Consider the following 22,218-nt stretch of genomic DNA (forward strand, 5'->3'; position numbering starts at 1 on the left):
CAACCAAGCAACCCATTGTTGGGCTGCCCCCAACCTACCCAACCGCACTCCGGCTTTGGCATCCTGCGTCGATCTTGCTCACCACACGCAGGATGTGGCGCAGCGCAGTGAAGCCCATCAATCGAGCAACCCAGTGTTGGGCTGCCCCGTACCTACCCGGCCGCGCTCCGGCTTTGACGTCCTGTACCTCGCCGCTCTTATTCACCACACGTAGGATGTGGCGCAGCGCAGCGAAGCCCATCAATCGACCGACCCATTGTTGGGCTGCGCCCAACCTACCCAACCGCACTCCGGCTTTGACGTCCTGTACCTCGCCGCTCTTCGGCTTTGGCATCCTGCGTCGCCCTACCTCCTACATCCATGTAGTCGTGCGCATCCCTGCGCCCGCGGCATACGTACATCCTGTACATAAAAAAAAGGGCCCGCATTACGGCGGGCCCAAGAGGAGGAAGAAGACTGTGCAGCCTTGTATCAGGCCTGTTGCGGCACCACGACAACGCTGCCGCGCATCAGCACCCAGTGAATGACACCGCCGAGCAGCGCACCGATCACCCAGCCGTAGCCAGACAGCGCTTCAAGCGCAGGTACCCAGACGGTACCGATAGAGAAGATACCGGCGACAGAGAAGCCCATGATGGCCTTCTTGTTCCAGCCACCGTCAAAGTAGTAGGCACCCTCGGGGTCGGCCGAGAACAGATCCTGGATATCCAGGTTGCCGCCGCGAATAAGGTAGTAATCCACAATCATGATGCCGTAAACCGGTGCCAGCACCGCACCCAGGGTATCGACGAAGCCGGCGATGCCGATCTGGCTGACCACCGACACCCAGAGACCGCCGATAAAGAACGCGATCACGGCGGCAATCAGACCGCCGGTACGAAAGTTGATCTTGCTCGGCGCCAGGTTGGCAATGTCATAGGCAGGCGGTACGAAGTTGGCCACCAGGTTGATGCCGATAGTCGCGGCAAAGAAGGTGATGGCGGCGATTACGGTCAGGAAGGTGTTATCCACCCGCGCAATGATATCGGTCGGGTTGGTCAGCGCTTCACCAAACAGCACCACGGTGCCGGCGGTGACAAACAGCGCAATAAAGGAGAACACTGCCAGGCTGACCGGCAGCCCCAGCAGGTTGCCTTTCTTCATGTCGGCCTCGCTGCGCACAAAGCGCGAGAAGTCGCCGAAATTAATCACCACCGCAGCGAAATAGGCAATCATGGTGCCGACAATGGCAACAAAAGCAGAGAAGCTGCTGCCCGTATAATCCGAAGCGCCACTGAAGATAGTGCCCACGGCATCCAGCAGACCGCCGCCCGCCTTGTACCAGATCACGGCCAGCAGCGCGAACATCACCAGGTACACCAGCGGGCCGGCCCAGTTAAGGAAGCGGGTAATCCAGTCAATGCCCTGCCAGAACAGGACAATCTGGAACAGCCAGACCAGCACAAAGGCGGTCCAGTCGACGGCGGTCATGCCGAGGAAAGTCGCCGTACTTTCAATAGTGAAAAGGGTATTGATCAGCAGCGCAATGGCCGTGGACGCGAAGTAGGTCTGCACGCCATACCAGAAGATGGCGACGATACCGCGGATAACCGCCGGAAAGTTGGCACCACGAACCCCCATGCTGGCGCGCGCCATCACCGGATAGGGAATGCCATAGCGTACGCTGGGCTTGCCTGAAAGATTCACCAGCCCCATGACGATAAAGCCCGCCAGGATGATGGCGGCAAACACCGCCCAGCCATTCAGGCCGTAGGTAATAAAGAGCGACGCGGCCAGCGTATAGCCAAACAGGCTCTGAATATCGTTGGACCAGACATTGAAGATTTCGAACCAGCCCCAGGTCCGCTTTTCAACCGGAATAGGGGCCAGGTCCTCATTGTGAAGACTGCTATCGATTTTTTTAATTGTTAGATTTTCGCGCATGGTGTTCCACCGTTCTTGTTAGAAACAGCACCTGCGTCTGTGGGCTGATGAACAGCCCGGCCAGTCCATGCCGACACAGTGCCAATAAGCCATCATCCTTGACTATTCGGCCTCAAAAGGATTTCAAACATAAACATTTACAATCCAAATAGAACACAACCGAGAACATTTTAAAACAAATTTGTGAACACAATTGTTAACAATTATTCATAGCCGGAACCTGCTTCATACGACCGATCACCCTGCTACAGCACGGGAGGGTCCAGTAGAATCAAACAGATATCGGTACGATAAGACCTAAATCGAGGATGTTGCGCGAAATAAGAAGAATGGGCCATCAGATCCCGTACGTCGAACATTCTTGCCAAGGCAGTGCAACACCAGGACTGGCAGGCGCCTCCAACGCAAACAATTCATGATTCTGTGAATTAAAGCGTTAACAAAAAGCACACGAAGCGTCTTCCGAACATCAGACACCGGCTCAACAGCGACAACCCCAGCGCCGGCTCCTCAATGGTGTAACGGGCGCTGTGGGTCTGGTACAGAAGAATCGGCTGAAAATGCTTTTCAGGTCAGTGATACGCGAGGGCACAGGGAAAGCTCGAATCAATGATCGGCTTCATTCTCACCGCTATTCAGCACCACCGTTCCCCTTATGTCGCTAAATAGCAGAAACCGGTCGTTGCAAACTATCACAAGGTCGCTCCCTGAACAGCGCCACGTTCCATTGGCAGAGGATACTGCTTGATCTACCTAAAGGAATGAGATGGAAGATCATGAATTTAAAGCCTGTTGCCGCCGCCCTCTTCGCCCTCACAAGCATGATGCCCCTCGCGTCCCATGCACAAACCCGCATGGATTTCTCCAATGAATACAACGCCAGCTCCATTCACGCTGAAGGCGACCTGTATTTTATTGAGCAGGTGAAAGAACTGACCCAGGACGAGGTCAGCATTACGCTCCACACCGGCGGAGCCCTGGGTTTCAAGTCTGCTGATCACTTTTATGCCGTCTCGGACAATGCCATTCAGATTGCCGACACCCTGGCAGGAACGCTCAGCGGTATTGACCCTATTTTCCTGCTCTCCTCACTGCCATTCCTGGCGGAAAACGAAGATGAAGCTGAAGCGCTCTATAAAATAGCGCGTCCGTACTACGAGCAGGTGTTTGCGGATAACAACCAGGTATTGCTCTACGCATCCCCTTGGCCTGCCAGCGGTATCTGGGCCAAAAAACAGGTGAACACGCCCTCGGATTTGCAGAATCTGAAAATTCGCACCTATGACAAGAACGGCACCATTACGCTGCGTGAAGCAGGCGCTTCACCGGTTAAGCTTTCATGGGCCGATGTGGTGCCACAGCTATCGACAGGCGGTATTGAAGCCGTCCTGACATCGGCAGAAGCCGGCGCTAATGGAAGTTTTTGGGAACATCTGAACAACTACAGCGCCATTCAGTACGCCGTACCGCTCAATATGGTGCACATGAACAAGGACGAGTTCGACGCCCTCGATCAGGCGCAGCAGCAAGCCGTTTTGCAAGCAGCCAAACAAACAGATGAACATAACTGGCTGGAGGTGCGTTCTCGTGTGAGCGAAAACTACAAGGACCTCAACGAGCATGGCGTAACGATCCAGAATCCGGTCTCTGACGAACTTTCAGCATCGCTCAAAATCGCGGCCAAACCTGCCATTGCCCAATGGCTGGAAGCGGTCGGTGAACGCGGACAAATCATCCTGACCCAGTTTGAGAAAAGCGGCAACACACAATGATCCGCCGGCTCTGTCGCTGTATTCGCCCGGTCAACCGGCTGGCGGGACTGCTGGCGATGTTGCTGATTGTCTACATCACCGGACACATCCTGCTCGAAATCGTTATGCGCCTGTTCGGCACCTCGACCTTTGTGCTGGATGAGTTCATCGGTTATGCCGTGGCGACCATGACGTTCCTGGGGCTGGGGTATGCACTTGAGCGCGGCTCGCTGGTACGCGTGAATGTGTTACTGGACCGCATGCCGGTCCGGTGGCACTGGCTGCCGGACCTGGCGTCGACCCTGGCGGCATTGGCGGCCTTTGCCTGGCTTGCCTGGTTCTGGGGTCAGAATGTCTGGCGCAGTTATCAACGCGGAACGATGAGTGAAACACTCGCTGAAACCCCCCTCTGGATTCCAGAGGGAATGGTGCTGATAGGCATGCTGCTGCTTTGCCTCACGCTGCTGTCCCGCGCGTTACACCTGGTTACGGAGCGCTCCCTGCCCACCCATTCAGGAGTGAACTGATGGATACCGTGATGGTTGCTGTCGGGGTTATAAGCCTGATCCTGCTTGTACTGGGGCTGGGTACCTGGGTGTTTGCAGGGCTGGTCATTGTTGCCCTGGGATCACTTGTCTGGCTCGGGGATTTCAGCCTGGATCGCGCCGGACTGATTCTGAGCCGTATTCTGTTCCGCGCCGGCAGCTCGTGGGAGCTGTCGGCCATTCCACTGTTTATTTTTATGGGGGAACTTATTTTTCGCTCCAATATTTCCGAGCGACTGTTTCGCGGGCTGGAACCCTGGACAAATCGAGTGCCCGGCGGAATTTTGCACACCAATGTTGTGGGCTGCGCCCTCTTTGCAGCGGTCAGTGGTTCAAGCGCCGCCACGACGGCCACCATTGGGAAGATTACAACGACGGAGCTGGCTCGACGCGGCTATGATCGCAACCTGTCCATCGGCTCGCTGGCCGGTGCCGGCAGTTTGGGGCTGCTGATTCCGCCGTCCATCGTGATGATCGTATACGGGGTGCAGGCAGAGGTTTCTATCAGCCAGTTGTTCATGGCGGGCGTACTTCCTGGCATTCTGATCGCCCTGCTGTACTCCGGCTACATCGTGGCGATTACCCTGAAGCAACCGCACAAGGCACCTCGCAGTGTCGATGTCACGGCTACGTTTTTGCAAAGCCTGTGGCTGCTTAGCCCGGTACTGCTGCTGATTGCGCTGGTGATGGGATCCATCTACAGCGGGGTCGCCACCCCGTCGGAAGCGGCAGCGGTGGGTGTGGCCGCGACCCTGGTATTGCTAGGCTGTGAGCGGCAACTCAGCTGGAACATGTTTCGCGAAGCCTTGGCGGGTACCGTACTGAGTGCCACCATGGTGTGCAGTATTCTGGTAGCCGCAGCGTTGCTATCAACCGCAATGGGATATCTGCACCTGCCGCGCGAGCTGGCCAGCTATATCGCCAGCCTTGAGCTGTCGCCCGCCATGCTGCTTCTGGCTCTGGCACTGTTCTATATTGTGCTGGGACTGTTTCTGGATGGTATATCGATTACGGTCATGAGCCTGCCGATCACGCTGCCCATCGTTATCCTGGGGGGTTTTGATCCACTATGGTTCGGGGTCTTCCTGGTCATAATGGTCGAACTGGGCCAAATCACACCACCGGTTGGCTTCAACCTCTTCGTCCTGCAGGGATTGACCGGGGAGCGTATTGGCCGTGTTGCCTATTCCGCCATTCCGTTCTTTTTGCTGATGTGCGTTGCCGCACTTCTGGTGAGTATTTTTCCGGAAATCGCCCTGTGGTTACCGCATAAACTCACGGGTTAAACCCCGTTCAGGAGCGAGAGATTCAGTCTCTTGCTCCTGGCGCCTTTCCCCTTCGAGTATTCCCATACCGGCAGACGACAAAACAACAGCAGACGCCACAAGACGTGGCGCAGACGGATCAGCTGAAAATGCTTTGCAGGTCGATAGCGCTGTGGCTGCCGGAGGTAAGGTCGAGCTGCTCTTCCAGGTGGTCAAGGTGCTCGATCATCAGCTCCACCGCCCGCGCTGCATCCTGCTGGGCGAATGCCTCGATCAAGCCCCGGTGCTCGCAGCAGGGATGGGCCGCGGTCTGCTCAGCGTGGCGGGCACTGGCTCGCTGGTACTGGGCAATAATCAGTGAGGTTCGGGAAATGATTTCGCGCAAAAACTGGTTCAATACGGGCTTGTCTGCCAGCTCACCGATCTTCAGGTGGAACTCGCCGGACAGGCGAATACGCCGATTCAGGTTACCCTCGCGGTGTGCCTGCTCTTCCAGCTCGACATGCTCGTCCAGGGCGCGCTGCTTGTCGCTGGAGAAATTCAACGCCAGCTCGCGCACCAGCTCGGTCTCAATCAGGCGCCGGGCCTGAAAAACCTCCCGCGCCTCTTTCACCGTCGCCTTGGCGACATAGGCCCCGCTGTTGGGAACCAGATTGACCAGGTTATGGTGCGCAAGACGCTGCAGCACCTTACGAATACCGCCACGACTGGTCTGGAAAACCTCACACAGGTCCTCTTCCTTGAGGCGGGTACCCGGCTGAAGCTTGCGCTCCATGATGGCAGACCAGATACGATCGTATACTGCGTCTGCGCCGGGCTTGGTATCATTTTTACGAATGCTGGTTTTGGTCATGGCTCTTTTCAAAGGTCTTGAAGCAAGTACGCCACCGGCAGTCATTGCACGATAGCGGTGACATTATGAGTCTACACAATATTCAACAATGCCCGAGAATCATGCTGTAACACAATCTCTGCTTTGCATTATCGCACAGCTTTGCCAGCAGGCTCTGAACAGAAGCCGGTTTCAGTCCGCGTCTGACTCGGGTAGCTGCCAGTTAATCGGCGTACGGCCCCGCGCCTTCAGGAAAGCGTTGGCCTGGCTAAAATGCCGACAGCCAAAGAACCCCCGATGCGCCGCCAGCGGCGATGGGTGCGGCGCCTTCAGCACAAGGTGACGCTCGGTATCGATAAAAGCACCCTTCTTCTGGGCATAACTACCCCATAACATGAACACCACATCACGGCAGTGCTCATTGATGGCGTGAATCACCCGATCGGTAAATACCTCCCAGCCCCGGCCTTGATGGGAAGCCGCCAGCCCCTGCTCCACCGTGAGTACAGCATTGAGCAACAGCACGCCCTGGCGTGCCCAGCTTTCGAGGCAGCCATGCTGTGCCGGCGTGATGCCAAGATCCGCCTGCAATTCCTTGTAGATGTTACGCAGGGACGGCGGCAGCTTCACGCCGGGCTGTACTGAGAAACTGAGGCCGTGCGCCTGACCCGGCTGATGGTAGGGGTCCTGCCCCAGAATCACCACTTTCACCTGGTCCAGCGAGGTGGCCTGGAGTGCATGCAGCCAGTTCGCGGGCGCCGGATAGATAACTTTCCCCTGTTGCAGCTCAGTCTGCAGAAAGCGCTGCAGCGCCTGCATGTAGGGCTTTTCCAGCTCAGGGCCGAGCAATGCCTGCCAGTCTGGCTGCAGCGACAGTTGCATCTGCCTGTTGTCGGGGGTGAGCCATTGCATGGGCATATCAGAGTTGTCCACTATCCTTGATGGCGCCATTGGCATCGCGCAAGGCCTTCACCACGCGACCATGGTAGATCGAGTAGTAACGCAAATGACCGGGGGCATGGGCGAAAAAGCCCGATATCAAAATGGCCAGCACAAACACCGGCGCCAGCAGTGCAGGCCAGGGCAGTACGAGCCCCAGCAGCAGCACTTTCAGCATGATGGCCTGACCCCGCAGCTGCAGCAGCCAGATGCCATCGCAGTAGAGCTCGATCAGCACCATGGCCAGCCCTGCACCAAAGCCCAGCCATAGAAAGCCGAGCCATTGCGCTGTTGGCAACTGATAGAGGAAGTGGCCCGCAAGGCCCGCAACCCCCACCAGGTGCAGGCTGCGCAGCGCGATGTTGAGGTAGCGCTTGCCCGGCACCCTGCGCGAGGGCGACGGGAACAGCAGGCTCGATGCAGCCATATTCAGGCGAAAACGCGGCTGTATTTACAGACGCGGGCGCATGGCCGGGAACAGGATGACATCGCGGATCGACGGCGAATCGGTGAACAGCATCACCAGGCGGTCGATACCGATGCCCTCGCCCGCGGTCGGCGGCAGGCCGTATTCCAGCGCATTGATGTAGTCGGCATCGTAATGCATGGCTTCGTCATCCCCGGCGTCCTTCTCGGCCACCTGGGCGCGGAAGCGCTCGGCCTGGTCTTCCGCATCGTTCAACTCGGAGAAGCCGTTGGCCAGCTCGCGGCCGCCGACGAAGAACTCGAAGCGGTCGGTGACGAAGGGGTTTGCATCGTTGCGACGCGCCAGCGGGCTGACTTCGGTCGGATACTCGGTAATGAAGGTCGGCTGATCCAGGCGGTGCTCGACCGTCTTTTCAAAGATCTCGATCTGCACCTTGCCCAGACCCCAGCTGTCCTTGACGTTGATGTCCAGACGCTGCGCGATCTGGCGCGCGGCAAAGTCATCGGCCAGGGCGGCAGCGGTGATATCCGGGTTGTAGTGCAGGATGGAGTCGAACACCGACAGCCGGGTGAACGGCTTGGACAGGTCGTATTCGAAGCGCTCCAGCACCTCGCCGTCTTCGTTGCGTACGGTATTCACCAGGGTCGTGGTGCCGAGCACTTCCTGCGCAACGCTGCGCAGCATGTCTTCGGTCAGGTCCATCAGGTCCTTGTAGTCGGCATAGGCCTGGTAGAACTCGATCATGGTGAACTCGGGGTTGTGCCGCGTGGACAGCCCTTCGTTGCGGAAGTTGCGGTTGATCTCGAACACCCGCTCGAAGCCGCCCACCACCAGCCGCTTGAGGTACAGCTCCGGCGCGATACGCAGGTACATGCCGATATCCAGTGCATTGTGGTGCGTCACGAACGGACGGGCCGACGCGCCGCCGGGAATGGCCTGCAGCATCGGCGTCTCGACTTCCAGGAAGCGGCGCTCGGTCAGGAAGCGGCGAATACCGGACACGATGCCCGAGCGCACTTCGAACACCCGGCGCGACTGCTCGTTGGTGATCAGGTCGACATAGCGCTGACGGTAGCGCATTTCGGTGTCCTGCAGCCCCTTGTGCTTGTCGGGCAGCGGACGCAGGCTCTTGGTCAGCAGCTGGCAGTTTTCCATGTCGACAAACAGGTCGCCCTTGCCGGACTTGTGCAACACGCCGTTGATGGCAACGATGTCGCCCAGATCCAGCGTTTTGGCAAACGGCCGTGCCGCCTTGTTGACGTACAGCTGGATGCGGCCGGTCATGTCCTGCAGCACGATAAAGGCACCGCGGTTGAGCATCACGCGCCCGGCAACCGACACCCGATATCCCAGCGCTTCCAGCTCTTCCTTGGTCTTCTCGCCGTAGGCCTGCTGCAGGTCCTGCGCATAGCTGTCGCGGCGGAAGTCGTTGGGGAAGGCATTGCCCTGTTCGCGCAGGCCATTGAGTTTTTCGCGGCGCTCGGCAATCAGGCGGTTTTCGTCTTGCGCGGCGGCTGGGGTAGTCTCGGACATCGGGGAACCTTGGTCTGTAAAACGTTGAATACGGGTCTATCGGGCCGGCCCGCGGGGAGCGGGCCCTGGGCCTGCGTTATAAACCGGCCTTGAGGCTGGCTTCAATAAACATGTCCAGATCGCCATCCAGCACACGGTCGCAGTTCGATGTTTGCACACCGGTACGCAGATCCTTGATGCGGCTGTCATCCAGCACGTAGGAGCGGATCTGGCTGCCCCAGCCGATATCGGCCTTGGAGTCTTCCAGCGCCTGCGCCGCTTCCGAGCGTTTGAGCATTTCGAGCTCATACAGCTTGGAGCGCAGCTGCTTCATACAGAAATCCTTGTTCTGGTGCTGCGAGCGCTGGCTCTGGCACTGCACGACCGTGTTGGTCGGCACATGGGTGATACGCACCGCCGACTCGGTCCGGTTGACGTGCTGACCACCGGCACCCGAGGCACGGTACACATCCACGCGCAGGTCGGCCGGGTTGATGTCGATCTCGACGTTGTCGTCGATTTCAGGCGACACGAAAACGGACGCAAAGGACGTATGGCGGCGACCGCCGGAATCGAACGGCGACTTGCGCACCAGGCGGTGTACGCCGGTTTCGGTACGCAGCCAGCCAAAGGCGTACTCGCCCTCGAAACGGATAGTGGCACTCTTGATACCCGCCACGTCACCTTCGGAGACTTCGACCAGCTCGGTCTTGAAGCCCTTGTCTTCACCCCAGCGCAGGAACATGCGCAGCATGATGTTGGCCCAGTCCTGCGCCTCGGTGCCGCCGGAGCCGGACTGGATATCCAGAAACGCGTTGTTGATATCGGCTTCGCCGGAGAACATGCGACGGAACTCGAGGGTTTCCAGGCGCGCAACCAGCGCAGCCACTTCCTTCTCGACCTCGGCGACGGTGTCTTCGTCGTCTTCCTCTACGGCCATGTCCAGCAGTTCGCGGGCATCGGCCGCGCCGCTTTTCAGCGCATCCAGGGTCTGCACCACGTCTTCGAGCTGCGCGCGCTCGCGGCCCAGTTTCTGGGCGTTGGCAGGATCATCCCACACAGAGGGAGATTCAAGTTCGCGCTCCACCTCTTCCAGACGTTCTTTCTTGACGTCATAGTCGAGATATACACGCAGGGAGCCGGCGCGCTCGCCGATATCCTTCAGGGCGTTGATGATCGGGTTGATTTCCATCGCTTGCGTTCGATACTCGCAGATTAGAAAAGGGCGGTATTTTAACCGATCCGCCGGTGGCTTTAAATGATCTTTACGGTCGCAGGCAACCGCACAGCCAATCTGGCCCTCAAAAGGGTCCCGCAGCGCGATAGCGATGTGGGATATTCTCGGGCGGCAGCCCCCTAAAGCGATGCCCCGAGCGGGATCTGCGGCACGTCTAAACACAGCTAACTGCTTATTTTGGAAGTATACTTTCCACCCATGTGAGCGACACGGGCTTGCGACACAGCGCGGCAATGACAGTACCAGTGGACGGGAGCGCCAGATGGAACCGAGCAACACAAAAAAAACCACCGCCTTGCGCCCGCGTGATTTCGCCTCTGCGCAGGTGTCAGCGGGTCCGGCGAGCCTGCGGGCAACGCCGCTGGGGTTGTTGCTGGGGTTAGTGGGCCTGTGCAGCCTGCTGGGTGCTGCGCCTGCGCTGGCCTCCACCGTTTCTGCGGGCGCGGTGCCTGATCTCACCACCAGCCTGTACGGCGTACTGGCCATCCTGATCTTTGTACTGGCCTACATCTTTGTCATCGGCGAAGAGTTTTTTCTGCTGCGCAAATCCAAGCCCATGATTGCCGCGGCCGGCCTGATCTGGCTGCTGACAGGCGTCGCCTATGCCGTGCATGGCGACACCGAAACAGCCGGCCCGGCGCTGCAGCACAACATTCTCGAATACGCCGAGATGTTTCTCTTCCTGCTGGCGGCGATGACCTTTGTCACCACGCTGGAGGAACGCCAGGTTTTCGGCGCACTGCGCACCTGGCTGATTGTGCGCCAGTTCAGCCTGCGCCAGGTGTACTGGATTACCGGTGCCCTGGCCTTCGCACTCTCACCGGTGGCCGACAACCTGTCCACCGCCCTGCTGATGGGCGCCGTCGTGCTGGCCGTGGGCAACGGCAATCGCCAATTCGTGACGGTGGGCAGCATCAACATCGTGATTGCCGCCAATGCCGGCGGCGCCTTCAGCCCATTTGGCGACATCACGACGCTGATGGTCTGGCAGGAGGGCCTGGTGCCGTTCAACGAATTTGGCCGGCTGTTTCTGCCCTCGCTGGTCAACTGGCTGGTGCCGGCGCTGCTCATGTACCGGGTGGTAGAACAGGCACCGCCGGCCTCCGACCAGAACGGCCATACATATATGCGCCGTGGCGCCCTGCCCATTATCGGCATCTTCCTGTGCACCATCATCAGCTCGGTGCTGATCAACAGCCGCCTGCACCTGAGCCCAGCACTGGGCATGATGACCGGTCTTGGCATCCTGAAACTCTACGGCTACTGGCTGGCCCGGCGCGAGCCTGCGCTGCGCGATGCCGGCCACCTGAGCCAGCACCAGGCGGAAAACATCGCCAGCATGGAACCCTCGCAGGGCGATCACACCGACGTGGTGCGCCGCTTTGACATCTTCCACGTGGTGGAGCGCGCCTCCTGGGACACACTGATGTTCTTCTACGGCGTGGTGCTCGCCGTGGGTGGCCTGGCACAACTGGGTTACCTGAGCCTGGCCTCCGAGCATGTCTATGGCACCCTGGGGCCCACGCTGGCCAATATTGCTGTCGGGGTACTCTCGGCGGTGATCGACAACATTCCGGTCATGCTGGCGGTACTGCGCATGGCGCCGGACATGGACCTGGCCCAGTGGCTGCTGGTGACCCTCACCGCCGGTGTCGGCGGTTCGCTGCTGTCGATCGGCTCGGCCGCAGGCATTGCCCTGATGGGTCAGGCCCACGGCGTCTATACCTTCATGAGCCACCTGCGCTGGTGCTGGGCCATCGCCCTGGGCTACGGCCTGAGCGTGCTGTGTCACCTGTGGATAAGCGGCATCTGATGCAGACACTTGTCCGGCTGTTCGTACCCTTCGCCCTGGGCTATTTCCTGTCCTACCTGTTCCGGGTCATCAGTGCCGTCGTGGCCCCGGCCCTGACCGCAGAACTGCAGCTGGATGCCGCCACCCTGGGACTGATTTCCAGCAGTTACTTTCTAACCTTTGCCGCCTGCCAGGTTCCCCTGGGCGTGCTGCTCGATCGCATCGAAGTGCGCAAGCTCGCCGCCGCACTGCTGCTTTTTGCCGCGGCCGGCAGCCTGGTTTTCGCCCGGGCGGACTCGGCGCTTGAGCTGCTGATTGGACGCGGCCTGATCGGCATCGGCGTATCGGCCTGCCTGATGGCCGCGTTCAAGGCTTATGTCATCTGGCTGCCGCCGGCACGTCTGCCACTGGTCAACGGCCTGCAACTGGCCTGTGGCGGGCTGGGCGCCCTGGCAGCGACCTCACCGGTGGAATGGTTGCTGGGCTACACCAGCTGGCGGGGGCTTTTTCTTGGCATGGCGTTGCTATGCCTGCTGGTGTCCGCGCTGCTCTGGCTGCTGGTACCCAAAAGGCCAGTCACGCCGGACTCAGCCCAGCCCGCGCCGGCCAGGCTATCCGTAGGGCAGATCATGCTAGACCCGCGTTTCTACCGCGTGGCGCCTGCCAGCGTACTGGCCCAGTCCAGCTTCATCGCCTTGCAGTCACTCTGGATCGGCGCCTGGCTGCGGGATGTGATGCTGCTGTCCAGCAACGATACTGCCGACGTGCTCTTTGTCTGTGCCGCCGGCATGGTGGCAGGCTTCCTGCTGCTGGGGCTTATCGCCGACCGCCTGCAGCACCTCGGCGTGACGCCGCGCAACCTGAGCCTCAGTGGCATCGGCGCCTTTGTATGCCTGCTGGTGCTGATACAGTTTGATCGCGGCGCACCCAACCTGCTGCTCTGGACCTTGCTGGGCTTTTTTGGAACCTCCGGAACCCTGATGTTCGCGAGCCTGACACAGCAGTTTCCACCCAGCCAGAGCGGCCGTGTGAGCACCAGCCTGAACCTGGGCATTTTTATCTGCGCCTTTGTCATGCAATGGGGTCTGGGGGGCATTATTCAGCTGTGGCCCGCAAATGACGCCGGCCAGTATCCGGCCGAGGCCTACAGGGTTGCCTTTGGCATCGCCGCCCTGATTCCAGCCGCGGGGCTGCTCTGGTATGGCCTGGGCGTGTGGCGCCCTCAGACGGACAGGCCCGCCAAGCCAAACTCGGCCAGCACCTGAGGCAGCCAGGTCGCAAGCCGGGCATCCGTTTCGCTGCGCTGGCTGTCTTCATCCAGCGCCAGCCCGACAAAACTGCGGCCATCGGCGTTCAGCGCCAGCGAAGCCTCGAAGTCGTACTCATCGCTATTGGGCCAGGTGCCGACAAAGCGGGCACCGCAGCGCTGCAGCCGCTCATGCAGCAAGCCCATGGCATCGAGATACCATTGCGAATACCCCAGCTGGTCTCCCAGTCCGAACAGCGCACAGTGACGCCCGCGCAAATTAAGCGCGTCCAGCTCGGGCCAAAACTCTTGCCAGTCCAGCTGCTGCTCGCCAAAGTCCCAGGTGGAAATACCGAAAATCAGGTAATCGTATTCATCCAGCCCGGCCAGAGCCGTAGCGGCAATATCGTGCAGGTCAATCAGGCCGGGGCCTGCAAGCTGCGCGATACGCTCGGCAACAGACGCCGTGTTACCCGTCGTGGAGCCGTAGAACAGCCCAATAGGTGCAATCATCAAAATCCGGATCAAGAATACAGGCGGGAAAAACAACAGCAGCGATGCCGCAGCCCAGGGGCTGCGACAGGGTCAGAGCACAGTGCGCCTTACTTCGATTGGCTTTGGTTAAAGGCCTCGAGGCTGCTCTGGGTAATCTTTTCGATGGCGGTGCGTGCTTCCTGCAGCGCTTTGAGGTTCTGTTCGCCCACGCTGCGCAGGGTATCTTCCAGTTCCTTGGCGTAGGCTTTCTGCAGTTCCAGCAGATCCGTCGCGTTCTGGCATTTCTGCATTTCCCGCGTCTGCTGAATCGTCGCCTCGATGCAGGACTTGGTGCACTCCATCTGCTGGCGGGTCAGTTCCTCAAGCATTTTGGTCTGGATATTGACAAGATCCTTGAACGGTTCCATTGACGAGCCGAATTGCTTGGTAAATTCTTGAAACATAACGGTCACCCTATGTGAGACAGGAACAATAATACTGGAAGCCTGGAAGATGCTCGCTGAGGAATTAATACGATGAATCCTCACAAGTCTCTATAATACAGCACTCGAATCGGCATTGGGCAAGCTCAGTGTGGCATTAGCGTCAGACCCAGCCGACCAATCAGGAGTGGTTATGCGTATATTACACACCATGTTGCGGGTCACCGACCTGCAGAAGTCAATCTCCTTCTATACCGAGCTGATGGGCATGCGACTGCTGCGTCGCAAGGACTACCCGGAAGGCAAGTTCACCCTGGCCTTCCTCGGCTACGGCGATGAATCCGAAACGACTGCACTCGAGCTGACGCACAACTGGGACATCACCAGCTACGAGCTGGGTACCGCCTACGGTCACATCGCCATTGAAGTCGATGATGTCTATGAGGCCTGTGACAGCATCAAGACCAAGGGTGGCCAGGTGGTACGCGAAGCCGGCCCCATGAAAGGCGGCAACAGCATACTGGCCTTCGTCAAGGACCCGGACGGCTACATGATCGAGCTGCTGGACCGCAAGCGCCTGGACTAACGTCTAACGCTAGCCACCGAACACCGGTGCGCAGCCCTGTGCACCGGTCTTTTTACCTTGTTTCCCCTCCGTGTTTCAGGGTTCATTGCTGGCGACATTGACCCAGCTTCGCCTGTGCACGTTTTATCCACGGCTGTGCGCCGCTATAATGGCCGCCATTCTGAATTTTGAAGTACCCCAGCGATCCTAGGGAGCACCCTTTCCAATGAGTAAACGAACACTCCTTGCAGCCGCCGGCCTGATACTGGGCCTGTACAACACACCACTGTTGGCGGCAGACCTGGGCCAGGCCAGCCGCGCCTTTGAAAACAAGGATTACAGTGCAGCGCTCGACGCCCTGGAACCCCTGAGCAAGGAAGGTGTGCCGGACGCACTGAACATGCTTGGGCAGATGTATGAAAACGGCTGGGGCGTGAACAAGGATCTCGACAAGGCCGCCGCCCTGTTCAAGCGCGGTGCCAACCAGGGTCACCTGGAAAGCGTGAACGGCCTGCGCAGGCTGAAAAACCTCGAATACCGCAAGGAACTGGAAACCGTGCAGAAAAACGCCGAAGCCGGCGACGCCACTGCCCAGAACCGCCTTGGCGAAATGTACGAGTTCGGTTACGGCATTGAGCGCGACCCCAGCATGGCCTACAGCTGGTACCTGCGTGCGGCCGAGCAGAAGCTGGTGGCGGCGCAGCATAACATCGGCCGCTGCTACAACTTCGGCACCGGCGTGGAGCAGAACTTTACCGAAGCAGAACTCTGGTATCGCGAAGCCGCCAAACAGGGGCACATGGATGCGATGTTTTTTCTCGGCACCCTGTACTCCAACGACCACGGCCTGGATCACAGTACCGATACCAACGTGATTGCGTACGCCTGGATGCACAACTCCGCACAGCTGGGCAACGCCACCGCTGCGGCCATCGAAAAACGCCTGCTGATGAAACTTGACGAGACACAGACCCAGGCCGCCAAGACGCTGGCCGAGAAGTACCTCGACCAGTACGTGCGCCCTTTCAAGTAACCTGCCCCCAGGCTCCTGTCCGGCATCAGGCCGCATTGCCCAGCGATGCGACCCGGTGTCGGCCGGCAGGAACTTTCCCGGAGACGTCATGCATATCCCCTTTTCCAACAACCGCACGGCCATTCGGCCCGCGCCGCTGGTACGCCGGCTGCTGGCCATGCTGTATGACAGCCTGCTGGTCATCGCACTCTGGATGGTATTGGGCGGCATCGCCGTGGCAATCAATCACGGCGAAGCGGTAGAAGGTCCGCTGTTCAATTCGGTGCTGTTTGTTTCCTGCTATCTGTTCTTTGCCTACTTCTGGACCCGCAGTGGCCAGACCCTTGGCATGATGGCGTGGAACCTGCGCGTCGAAACCACCGCCGGCGGGCGCATCAACTGGACCCAAGCGCTGATTCGCTTCCTGGTTGCCATCCCCTCTTTACTGCTGCTCGGTGCCGGTTACTGGTGGATACTGCTGAACGATGAAAAACTCAGCTGGAATGACCGCATCTCGGACACCCGCGTGGTACAGCTGGAAAAGCTGAAGAAGACGTAAAAGAGATTAAGCAGCAAGGTGAAAGGTGAAAGGTGAAAGGACATTTTTCATCCTGCCCCTTTCACCTTGTACCTGAAGATCTATTTTGCCCGCTGCAACATCCAGCCGCCCAACCCTGCGCATATCAGGATGGGCACCAGGACAGCCAGCCAGGGCGCAAAGCCGTACACGCTGCTGGCCGGCCCCATCATATCCTGGGCGAACTTGAAGGTAAGGCCCACCAGGATGCCCACGATCAGGCGCTGACCCACCGTCACGCTGCGCAGCGGCCCGAAGATAAACGAAATTCCGATCAGCACCAGTGCCAGTATCGACAGCGGCTGCAGCACCTTGCTCCAGAACGCCAGCTGATAGTCCGCGTTGCTCAGCCCCTGCTCGCTCAGGTAGGTCGAAAATGCCTTCAGGCCGGTAATGGAGAGATCCACCGGTTCCACCACGATTACCGACAGCAGGGTGGGCGTCAGACCGGTGGTCCAGACTTCACTCGCGCGCTCCTGCACCTCGGTATGGTCACCCAGAAAGCGGGTTTCACGGATGTCTTCCAGCTGCCAGGCATTGTCTATGAACTCGCCGCGGCGCGCATAGCTGGCACTGACCAGGTCGCGATTCCCGTCCAGCCCGTAGCGCGTCACACCGAAGATCACGCCACCCGGCTGTACGGCGTTGATATGGATGAAGCTGTCACCCTCGCGGTGCCAGACCCCGAAACGCGACTGCAGCGCCTCGCCACCGGACTGCACCAGGGCCCTGCGGCTCTGGGCGATCTGCTCGGTTTTGGGTACTACATATTCGCCCAGCAGCAGTGCCGTCAGCACCAGCACCAGCACCGGCTTCATCACGGTGCCAACGATACGACCGGTGGATACACCCGAGGCACGCATGACCGTCAGCTCACTGTGGGAGGCCAGCATGCCCAGCCCGATCAGGCAGCCCACCAGGCAACTCAGCGGCAGAAATTCATAGATCCGTCGCGGTGTCGTCATGCCCAGGTAAATGAGGGCCTCGAGCATATCGTAGCGCTCGTTAAAGGAGTCCATCTCATCCACCAGCGAGAACAGCAGGTCGAGCCCCACCACAACCAGCATCACCACCATAATCGCGCCCACCACGTGCTGGGCGATATACCAGTCGAGCTTTTTCATGTGCGCCCCCGCGTAAGACTCGACAGACTCGGCAAGCGTTGTCCCACCCGCTCCCAGAAGTGTTCGGCAAAAATCAGATTCAGGGCCAGTGCCAGAAAGCCACCGTGCACCAGCCACAGACTGATGCCCGGTGCCTTGCCATCTTCCACCGCGCCGCGGGCCGCTCCCAGCAGCGTCAGATACAGCAGATACAGCAGGATGGAGGGAATCAGCTTGGCAAAGCGGCCCTGGCGCGGATTGGTACGGCTCATCGGTACCGCCAGCAACGTCACCACCAGCGCCAGCACCGGCAGCGACAGTCTCCAGTGGAACTGGGCCATGGCCGCGTTGCTGCCATCGGCCAGCAACCCCAGCGTCGACGTCGCCTCAAGATTGGACTTGCGCCCCTGGGCACCGGTGTCCGGCAGGCGCACACCGTACTCGCCGTACTCGATACGACGGTAATTGGCATCCCCGGGCACGCCTTCATAGCGCACGCCATTCTGCAACACCAGGAAGCGCTCGTTGTCCGGGGAATCGTAGCGATAGCCGTGTTCAGCCAGCACCACCACCGGCGCTCCGCCTGCAGTGCTGTCGGAAATAAACAGCCGCTCCAGACCGCCGGCTGCCGCATTCAGCGACTCGGTATAGGTGACGCGGTTACCGCCCGGCAACGGCTGGAAGCGCCCCGGCACCAGGATATCGAAGGCGTTGACGTTGTCCCGCTGCACGTACAGGTCCGCCGTGCGCTGTGCGCCCAGTGGCGACAACTGCGTGCTCAGCAGCCCCACCACCAGCGCCACCAGCGCCGCCGGCCCCATTGCATAGAGCACCAGTCGCCGCTGGCTGATGCCACAGGCCCGCAACACCACCATTTCGCTTTCCAGATACAGGCGGCCAAAGGCCAGCAGCACCCCCAGAAAGAGGCCCAGGGGCAGGATCAGTTCCAGAAAGCCCGGCAGGCGATAAAGCAGCATCTGGCTCAGCAATTCAGGCGCCAGCTTGCCCGCCGCCGCATCGCCGAGGTACTTGATAAAGCGCCCGCTTACGATGATCATCAGCAGGATTATGCTTACCGCAGAGGTGCTGATCAGTACTTCGCGGGTCAGGTATCGGAAAACGATCAAGACGCTTTACCCTGTCGGTCACAGGAAAGGCTGGTGCATTCGCAGGGTCCGATGCAAGCCAGGGGTCGCGCGTTCAGACGCAGGCAGATCCGTTGGCGTGACGGGCTCCGCCGGCGAATAAGTCAGCGGTTCCTAAGTTCAATGAATTCAAATAGTTTTAAATAGTTTATAGTGCAATGCACTTTGGGGTGCTGCGGCATTATCCATAAATACGACTTTAAAGTCTTGTTTGGAGCCATCATGGATTTCGAGATTGTAAGTGGCGCCATCGCGGCGCTGGAAACGGAACTGCTGATCGTCGGTGTCGAAGCCGACAACGTCCTGACCCCTGCCGCTGCCAGTCTGGACAGCGCCAGTAACGGCTACCTGAGCGACATTCTTGGCGGTGGCGATATCCAGGGCAAGCTGGCCGAAAGCCTGTTGCTGCACAGGGTACCGGGTGTTGCCGCCAAGCGCGTGCTGTTGCTGGGCCTGGGCAAGAGCGATGAGCGCAACGAACGCAGCTACCGCAAGCTCGTCAAGGCTGCCTTCGCCAGCATCAAGAGCATCCGCGCGACCAGCGTCCTGTTCGCCCTGGATGTCCCGGCCACGCAACAAAACGACCTGTATCGCCAGACCCGCCAACTGGTGGAATGGGGCACCGCCGAGCTCTACCAGTACGACGAAACCAAGAGCAAGAAGGCCGATCCGCTGCAACTGGATCACCTGCATATCCTGCTGGCCGACGATGATGTCGAGACCGGTGAACATGCCCTGGTCGACGGCGTCGCCATCGCCAATGGCGTATCGGTAGCACGGGATGTCGGCAACCTGCCGGGCAATATCTGCACCCCCACCTACCTGGCCCAGCAGGCCATTCGCCTGGGCGACGAGTACGACAGCGTCAGCACCCAGGTGCTGGACGAGTCGGAAATGGAAAAGCTCGGCATGCACTCGCTGCTGTCGGTCGGCCATGGCAGCGATCAGCCGTCCAAGCTGATTGTGATGGAATACAAGGGCGCCGCCGATCCCGACGCCCAGCCTTACGCCCTGGTGGGCAAGGGCATCACCTTCGACACCGGCGGCATCAGCCTGAAACCCGGCGCCGGCATGGATGAAATGAAATTCGACATGTGCGGTGCTGCCAGCGTGCTGGGTACCATGAACGCGGTGGCCGAGATGGCACTGCCGATCAACGTGGTCGGCATCATCGCCGCGGCCGAGAACATGCCCAGTGGGCGTGCCACCAAGCCGGGCGACGTCATCACCACCATGTCGGGACAGACAGTCGAGGTGCTCAACACCGACGCCGAAGGCCGCCTGGTGCTGTGCGATGCGCTGACCTACTCCGAGCGCTTCAAGCCCAAAACCGTGGTGGATATCGCCACCCTGACCGGCGCCTGCATCGTTGCACTGGGCAACCACGCCTCGGGCCTGCTGGCCAACGATGACGACCTGGCCAACGAGCTGCTGGAAGCCGGCGAGTTTGCCGCCGACCGTGCCTGGCGCCTGCCGCTGTGGGATGAGTACCAGGAACAGCTGGATTCCAACTTTGCCGACATCGCCAACATTGGCGGTCCGCCTGCCGGCACCATTACGGCGGCCTGCTTCCTGTCCCGTTTCACCAAAAACCTGCGCTGGGCTCACCTGGATATCGCCGGTGTGGCCTGGAACAGCAAGGGCAAGGAAAAGGGCGCATCCGGACGTTGCGTACCCCTGCTGAGCCAGTACCTGCTGGACCAGATCGAAGACAGCGAGCATGAGCACTAAAAACCGCGCTGACTTCTATATCCTGGCGACATCCGGCGAGGATGGCCGCCAGCAGTTTTTCTGCCGCCTGAGCGAGAAAATTCTCGGCCTCGGGCTGCAGGTGTTTGTCCAGGTGCCGGACGAAATCCGCGCCAACCGGCTCGACGAACAGCTCTGGTCCTGGCGACCGGACAGCTTCGTACCCCACGCTCTGCAGGGTGCAACGCCCGAGGCGCCGATTACCATCGGCTGGGGTGGCGAGTTGCCCGCGCACCGCGATGTCTACGTCAACCTTGGGCTCGAACTGCCGCCAGAAGCGTTGCAGTTCCGGCGTATCGTCGAGATCGTGGTACAGGATGAGGCCATACTCGCCGCCAGTCGCAGCAACTACCGCCTGTGCAAGGAACATGGCCTGGAGCTGCACCGCACCGACATGCGCCAACCCGCCAAATAGCGCTGGGGGTGCTGATCAACGCACGGGCATGCATCCCGCGCCGCGGATCGTCGCCTGTTCGGCATCGAGAATGACCACCTTGACCTCCGGGTCCCCAATCAATGCCCAGATACATGATCAGGCCATCCGCTGCTGTGCCAGTACCGTCCGCGCCGTCTCGACGACGCGCTCGACGGTAAAGCCGAAGTGACGCAACAGTGCCTCGGCTGGCGTCGACTCGCCGAAGCTCGTCATGCCGACACATCAACCGCAATCACGCGGATGCCGGCGTCCTGAGCACGGCGCACGGCAGGGGCTATGCCGTCGTGATCAGCCGCTGACAGCAGAATAAGCTGTACCTTATCGCTGATGAAGACGTCGATCTGGCAGCCTGTCGGGCTTGGCCGGTCGTAGCGAGGGAAAGACCGGTTTAAGTTGGTTTTTGAGCTCTTTTGAGGTGATAAATCGGCAGGATTGTCGATTTACACAGCGATAGCGGCCCGCAGGGCAAGCTACAGGGATGTAGTTTGTGAAAAGTGGTTCTATTCAACACTTGGAACGCAGAGTAAAGAACCGCTTTAGCGGGGTCGCAGACCGAGGAGCCTGCGACGAGTCAAAAAGAGAACAAGAGATAACCAAATTCGGCTTTTCCGCAGTAGATCAGTGTTAAACCCGACAGGCTGCTAGCAATCAGGCCACGTAGGCGCCGGCCGGATGATCGTTAGGGTCCAGTGCGCCGGTCATGATGGCGACGGCCTCGGACATGGTATGGGTATCGGGTTTGACAATCGCGATGCGTTTGCCGAGGCGATGGATATGAATCCGGTCGGCCACCTCGAATACATGCGGCATGTTATGGCTGATCAGGATGACGGGCAGCCCCTTGGCGCGTACGTCGTTGATCAGGTTCAGTACACGACGCGACTCCTTGACCCCCAGTGCCGCAGTCGGCTCATCCATGATGACCACATGGCGGGCAAAGGCGGCTGCACGGGCCACGGCAACGCCCTGGCGCTGCCCGCCGGACAGGGTTTCCACGGCCTGGTTCATATTCTGAATGGTCAGAAGGCCGAGTTCCGCCAATTTGGCCTTGGCGTCATCATGCATGCCTTTTTTGTCGAGCATGCGAAATACCGAGCCCAGGATGCCGGGGCGGCGACGTTCGCGCCCCAGGTACATGTTATCTGCGATATCCAGTGACGGCGATACCGCCAGATTCTGGTACACGGTTTCGATACCCATTGCCCGCGCATCCATCGGGCTCTTGAAGTTGATCGGCTGGCCGTC

The 22,218-nt window shown here is 59.6% G+C and carries 21 protein-coding genes; 10 read left to right on the top strand and 11 right to left on the bottom strand.

Annotated features, from left to right (window positions below):
- Window positions 1-471 precede the first annotated feature (471 nt).
- Window positions 472-1,923 (bottom strand): NCS1 family nucleobase:cation symporter-1, encoded by a 1,452-nt coding sequence (locus F451_RS0122540; protein ID WP_020683687.1) that lies wholly within the window; start codon window positions 1,921-1,923, stop codon window positions 472-474.
- Between the two features lie 776 nt (window positions 1,924-2,699).
- Between F451_RS0122540 and F451_RS0122545 the strand changes: the two genes are divergently transcribed.
- Genes F451_RS0122545 through F451_RS0122555 form a run of 3 tightly spaced genes read left to right on the top strand, consistent with a single transcriptional unit; the run spans window position 2,700 to window position 5,505 of the window.
- Window positions 2,700-3,695 carry a TRAP transporter substrate-binding protein gene (locus F451_RS0122545; RefSeq protein ID WP_020683688.1) on the top strand — a complete coding sequence of 332 codons (996 nt, stop codon included), beginning with the start codon at window positions 2,700-2,702 and terminating at the stop codon, window positions 3,693-3,695.
- Window positions 3,692-4,201, top strand: coding sequence for a TRAP transporter small permease subunit (locus tag F451_RS26335; protein ID WP_020683689.1), 510 nt, complete (start codon window positions 3,692-3,694; stop codon window positions 4,199-4,201). Before F451_RS0122545 ends, F451_RS26335 begins: the two co-directional genes overlap by 4 nt.
- Window positions 4,201-5,505, top strand: a complete 1,305-nt coding sequence (locus F451_RS0122555) for a TRAP transporter large permease (protein WP_020683690.1) — start codon at window positions 4,201-4,203, stop codon at window positions 5,503-5,505. Before F451_RS26335 ends, F451_RS0122555 begins: the two co-directional genes overlap by 1 nt.
- Before the next feature lie 118 nt (window positions 5,506-5,623).
- Here the strand turns inward: F451_RS0122555 and F451_RS0122560 are convergent, their stop codons facing one another.
- The 5 genes from F451_RS0122560 to prfB all read right to left on the bottom strand — a co-directional run bounded on the left by F451_RS0122560 (window position 5,624) and on the right by prfB (window position 10,386).
- Entirely contained in the window at window positions 5,624-6,337 is a 714-nt protein-coding gene (locus F451_RS0122560) for a GntR family transcriptional regulator (RefSeq protein ID WP_020683691.1), read from the bottom strand.
- Between the two features lie 171 nt (window positions 6,338-6,508).
- Window positions 6,509-7,198, bottom strand: coding sequence for a uracil-DNA glycosylase (gene ung / locus F451_RS0122565; protein ID WP_026291990.1), 690 nt, complete (start codon window positions 7,196-7,198; stop codon window positions 6,509-6,511).
- A gap of 37 nt (window positions 7,199-7,235) precedes the next feature.
- The gene (locus tag F451_RS0122570; protein WP_020683693.1) at window positions 7,236-7,682 is read right to left on the bottom strand and encodes a hypothetical protein; all 447 of its coding nucleotides are present in this window, start codon (window positions 7,680-7,682) and stop codon (window positions 7,236-7,238) included.
- Window positions 7,683-7,706: 24 nt separating this feature from the next.
- Entirely contained in the window at window positions 7,707-9,215 is a 1,509-nt protein-coding gene (gene lysS, locus F451_RS0122575) for a lysine--tRNA ligase (RefSeq protein ID WP_020683694.1), read from the bottom strand.
- A 76-nt stretch (window positions 9,216-9,291) separates the two neighbouring features.
- On the bottom strand, window positions 9,292-10,386 hold the full coding sequence (gene prfB, locus F451_RS0122580; protein ID WP_020683695.1) for a peptide chain release factor 2: 1,095 nt from the start codon (window positions 10,384-10,386) through the stop codon (window positions 9,292-9,294).
- 307 nt (window positions 10,387-10,693) lie between these two features.
- Here prfB and nhaD point away from each other — a divergent pair, with 307 nt between their 5' ends.
- Window positions 10,694-12,244: a sodium:proton antiporter NhaD gene (gene nhaD, locus F451_RS0122585; RefSeq protein ID WP_020683696.1), complete on the top strand. Its 1,551-nt coding sequence runs from the start codon at window positions 10,694-10,696 to the stop codon at window positions 12,242-12,244.
- A complete protein-coding gene (locus F451_RS26340) occupies window positions 12,244-13,488 on the top strand; it encodes an MFS transporter (RefSeq protein ID WP_020683697.1) in 1,245 nt (414 codons plus the stop codon). Before nhaD ends, F451_RS26340 begins: the two co-directional genes overlap by 1 nt.
- Here F451_RS26340 and fldB read toward each other — a convergent pair.
- Both fldB and F451_RS0122600 read right to left on the bottom strand, forming a co-directional pair.
- The gene (fldB, locus tag F451_RS0122595; RefSeq protein WP_020683698.1) at window positions 13,446-13,982 is read right to left on the bottom strand and encodes a flavodoxin FldB; all 537 of its coding nucleotides are present in this window, start codon (window positions 13,980-13,982) and stop codon (window positions 13,446-13,448) included. The genes F451_RS26340 and fldB overlap by 43 nt on opposite strands.
- An 89-nt stretch (window positions 13,983-14,071) precedes the next feature.
- Entirely contained in the window at window positions 14,072-14,407 is a 336-nt protein-coding gene (locus tag F451_RS0122600; RefSeq protein WP_020683699.1) for a phasin family protein, read from the bottom strand.
- A 172-nt stretch (window positions 14,408-14,579) separates the two neighbouring features.
- Between F451_RS0122600 and gloA the strand changes: the two genes are divergently transcribed.
- The 3 genes from gloA (at window position 14,580) to F451_RS0122615 (ending at window position 16,522) form a co-directional block, all read left to right on the top strand.
- Window positions 14,580-14,972 carry a lactoylglutathione lyase gene (gene gloA, locus F451_RS0122605; protein WP_020683700.1) on the top strand — a complete coding sequence of 131 codons (393 nt, stop codon included), beginning with the start codon at window positions 14,580-14,582 and terminating at the stop codon, window positions 14,970-14,972.
- A 205-nt stretch (window positions 14,973-15,177) separates the two neighbouring features.
- Entirely contained in the window at window positions 15,178-15,984 is an 807-nt protein-coding gene (locus F451_RS0122610) for a tetratricopeptide repeat protein (protein WP_020683701.1), read from the top strand.
- Window positions 15,985-16,072: 88 nt separating this feature from the next.
- The gene (locus F451_RS0122615) at window positions 16,073-16,522 is read left to right on the top strand and encodes an RDD family protein (protein WP_020683702.1); all 450 of its coding nucleotides are present in this window, start codon (window positions 16,073-16,075) and stop codon (window positions 16,520-16,522) included.
- A gap of 80 nt (window positions 16,523-16,602) precedes the next feature.
- Here the strand turns inward: F451_RS0122615 and lptG are convergent, their stop codons facing one another.
- Together lptG and lptF are read right to left on the bottom strand one after the other, a co-directional pair.
- Complete coding sequence (gene lptG, locus F451_RS0122620) at window positions 16,603-17,664, bottom strand: LPS export ABC transporter permease LptG (RefSeq protein WP_020683703.1); 1,062 nt, start codon at window positions 17,662-17,664, stop codon at window positions 16,603-16,605.
- The gene (gene lptF / locus F451_RS0122625; protein WP_020683704.1) at window positions 17,661-18,770 is read right to left on the bottom strand and encodes an LPS export ABC transporter permease LptF; all 1,110 of its coding nucleotides are present in this window, start codon (window positions 18,768-18,770) and stop codon (window positions 17,661-17,663) included. The genes lptG and lptF overlap by 4 nt, the downstream gene beginning before the upstream one ends.
- Window positions 18,771-19,010: 240 nt before the next feature.
- Here lptF and F451_RS0122630 point away from each other — a divergent pair, with 240 nt between their 5' ends.
- Together F451_RS0122630 and F451_RS0122635 are read left to right on the top strand one after the other, a co-directional pair.
- The gene (locus tag F451_RS0122630) at window positions 19,011-20,519 is read left to right on the top strand and encodes a leucyl aminopeptidase (RefSeq protein WP_020683705.1); all 1,509 of its coding nucleotides are present in this window, start codon (window positions 19,011-19,013) and stop codon (window positions 20,517-20,519) included.
- Window positions 20,509-20,952, top strand: coding sequence for a DNA polymerase III subunit chi (locus F451_RS0122635; protein ID WP_020683706.1), 444 nt, complete (start codon window positions 20,509-20,511; stop codon window positions 20,950-20,952). Before F451_RS0122630 ends, F451_RS0122635 begins: the two co-directional genes overlap by 11 nt.
- 669 nt (window positions 20,953-21,621) lie before the next feature.
- Here the strand turns inward: F451_RS0122635 and F451_RS26345 are convergent.
- Window positions 21,622-22,218 (bottom strand): ATP-binding cassette domain-containing protein (locus F451_RS26345; RefSeq protein WP_020683708.1); only part of this gene is annotated, 597 nt, incomplete at its 5' end.

Source organism: Marinobacterium rhizophilum DSM 18822 (genome assembly GCF_000378045.1).
Lineage (GTDB): Bacteria > Pseudomonadota > Gammaproteobacteria > Pseudomonadales > Balneatricaceae > Marinobacterium_A > Marinobacterium_A rhizophilum.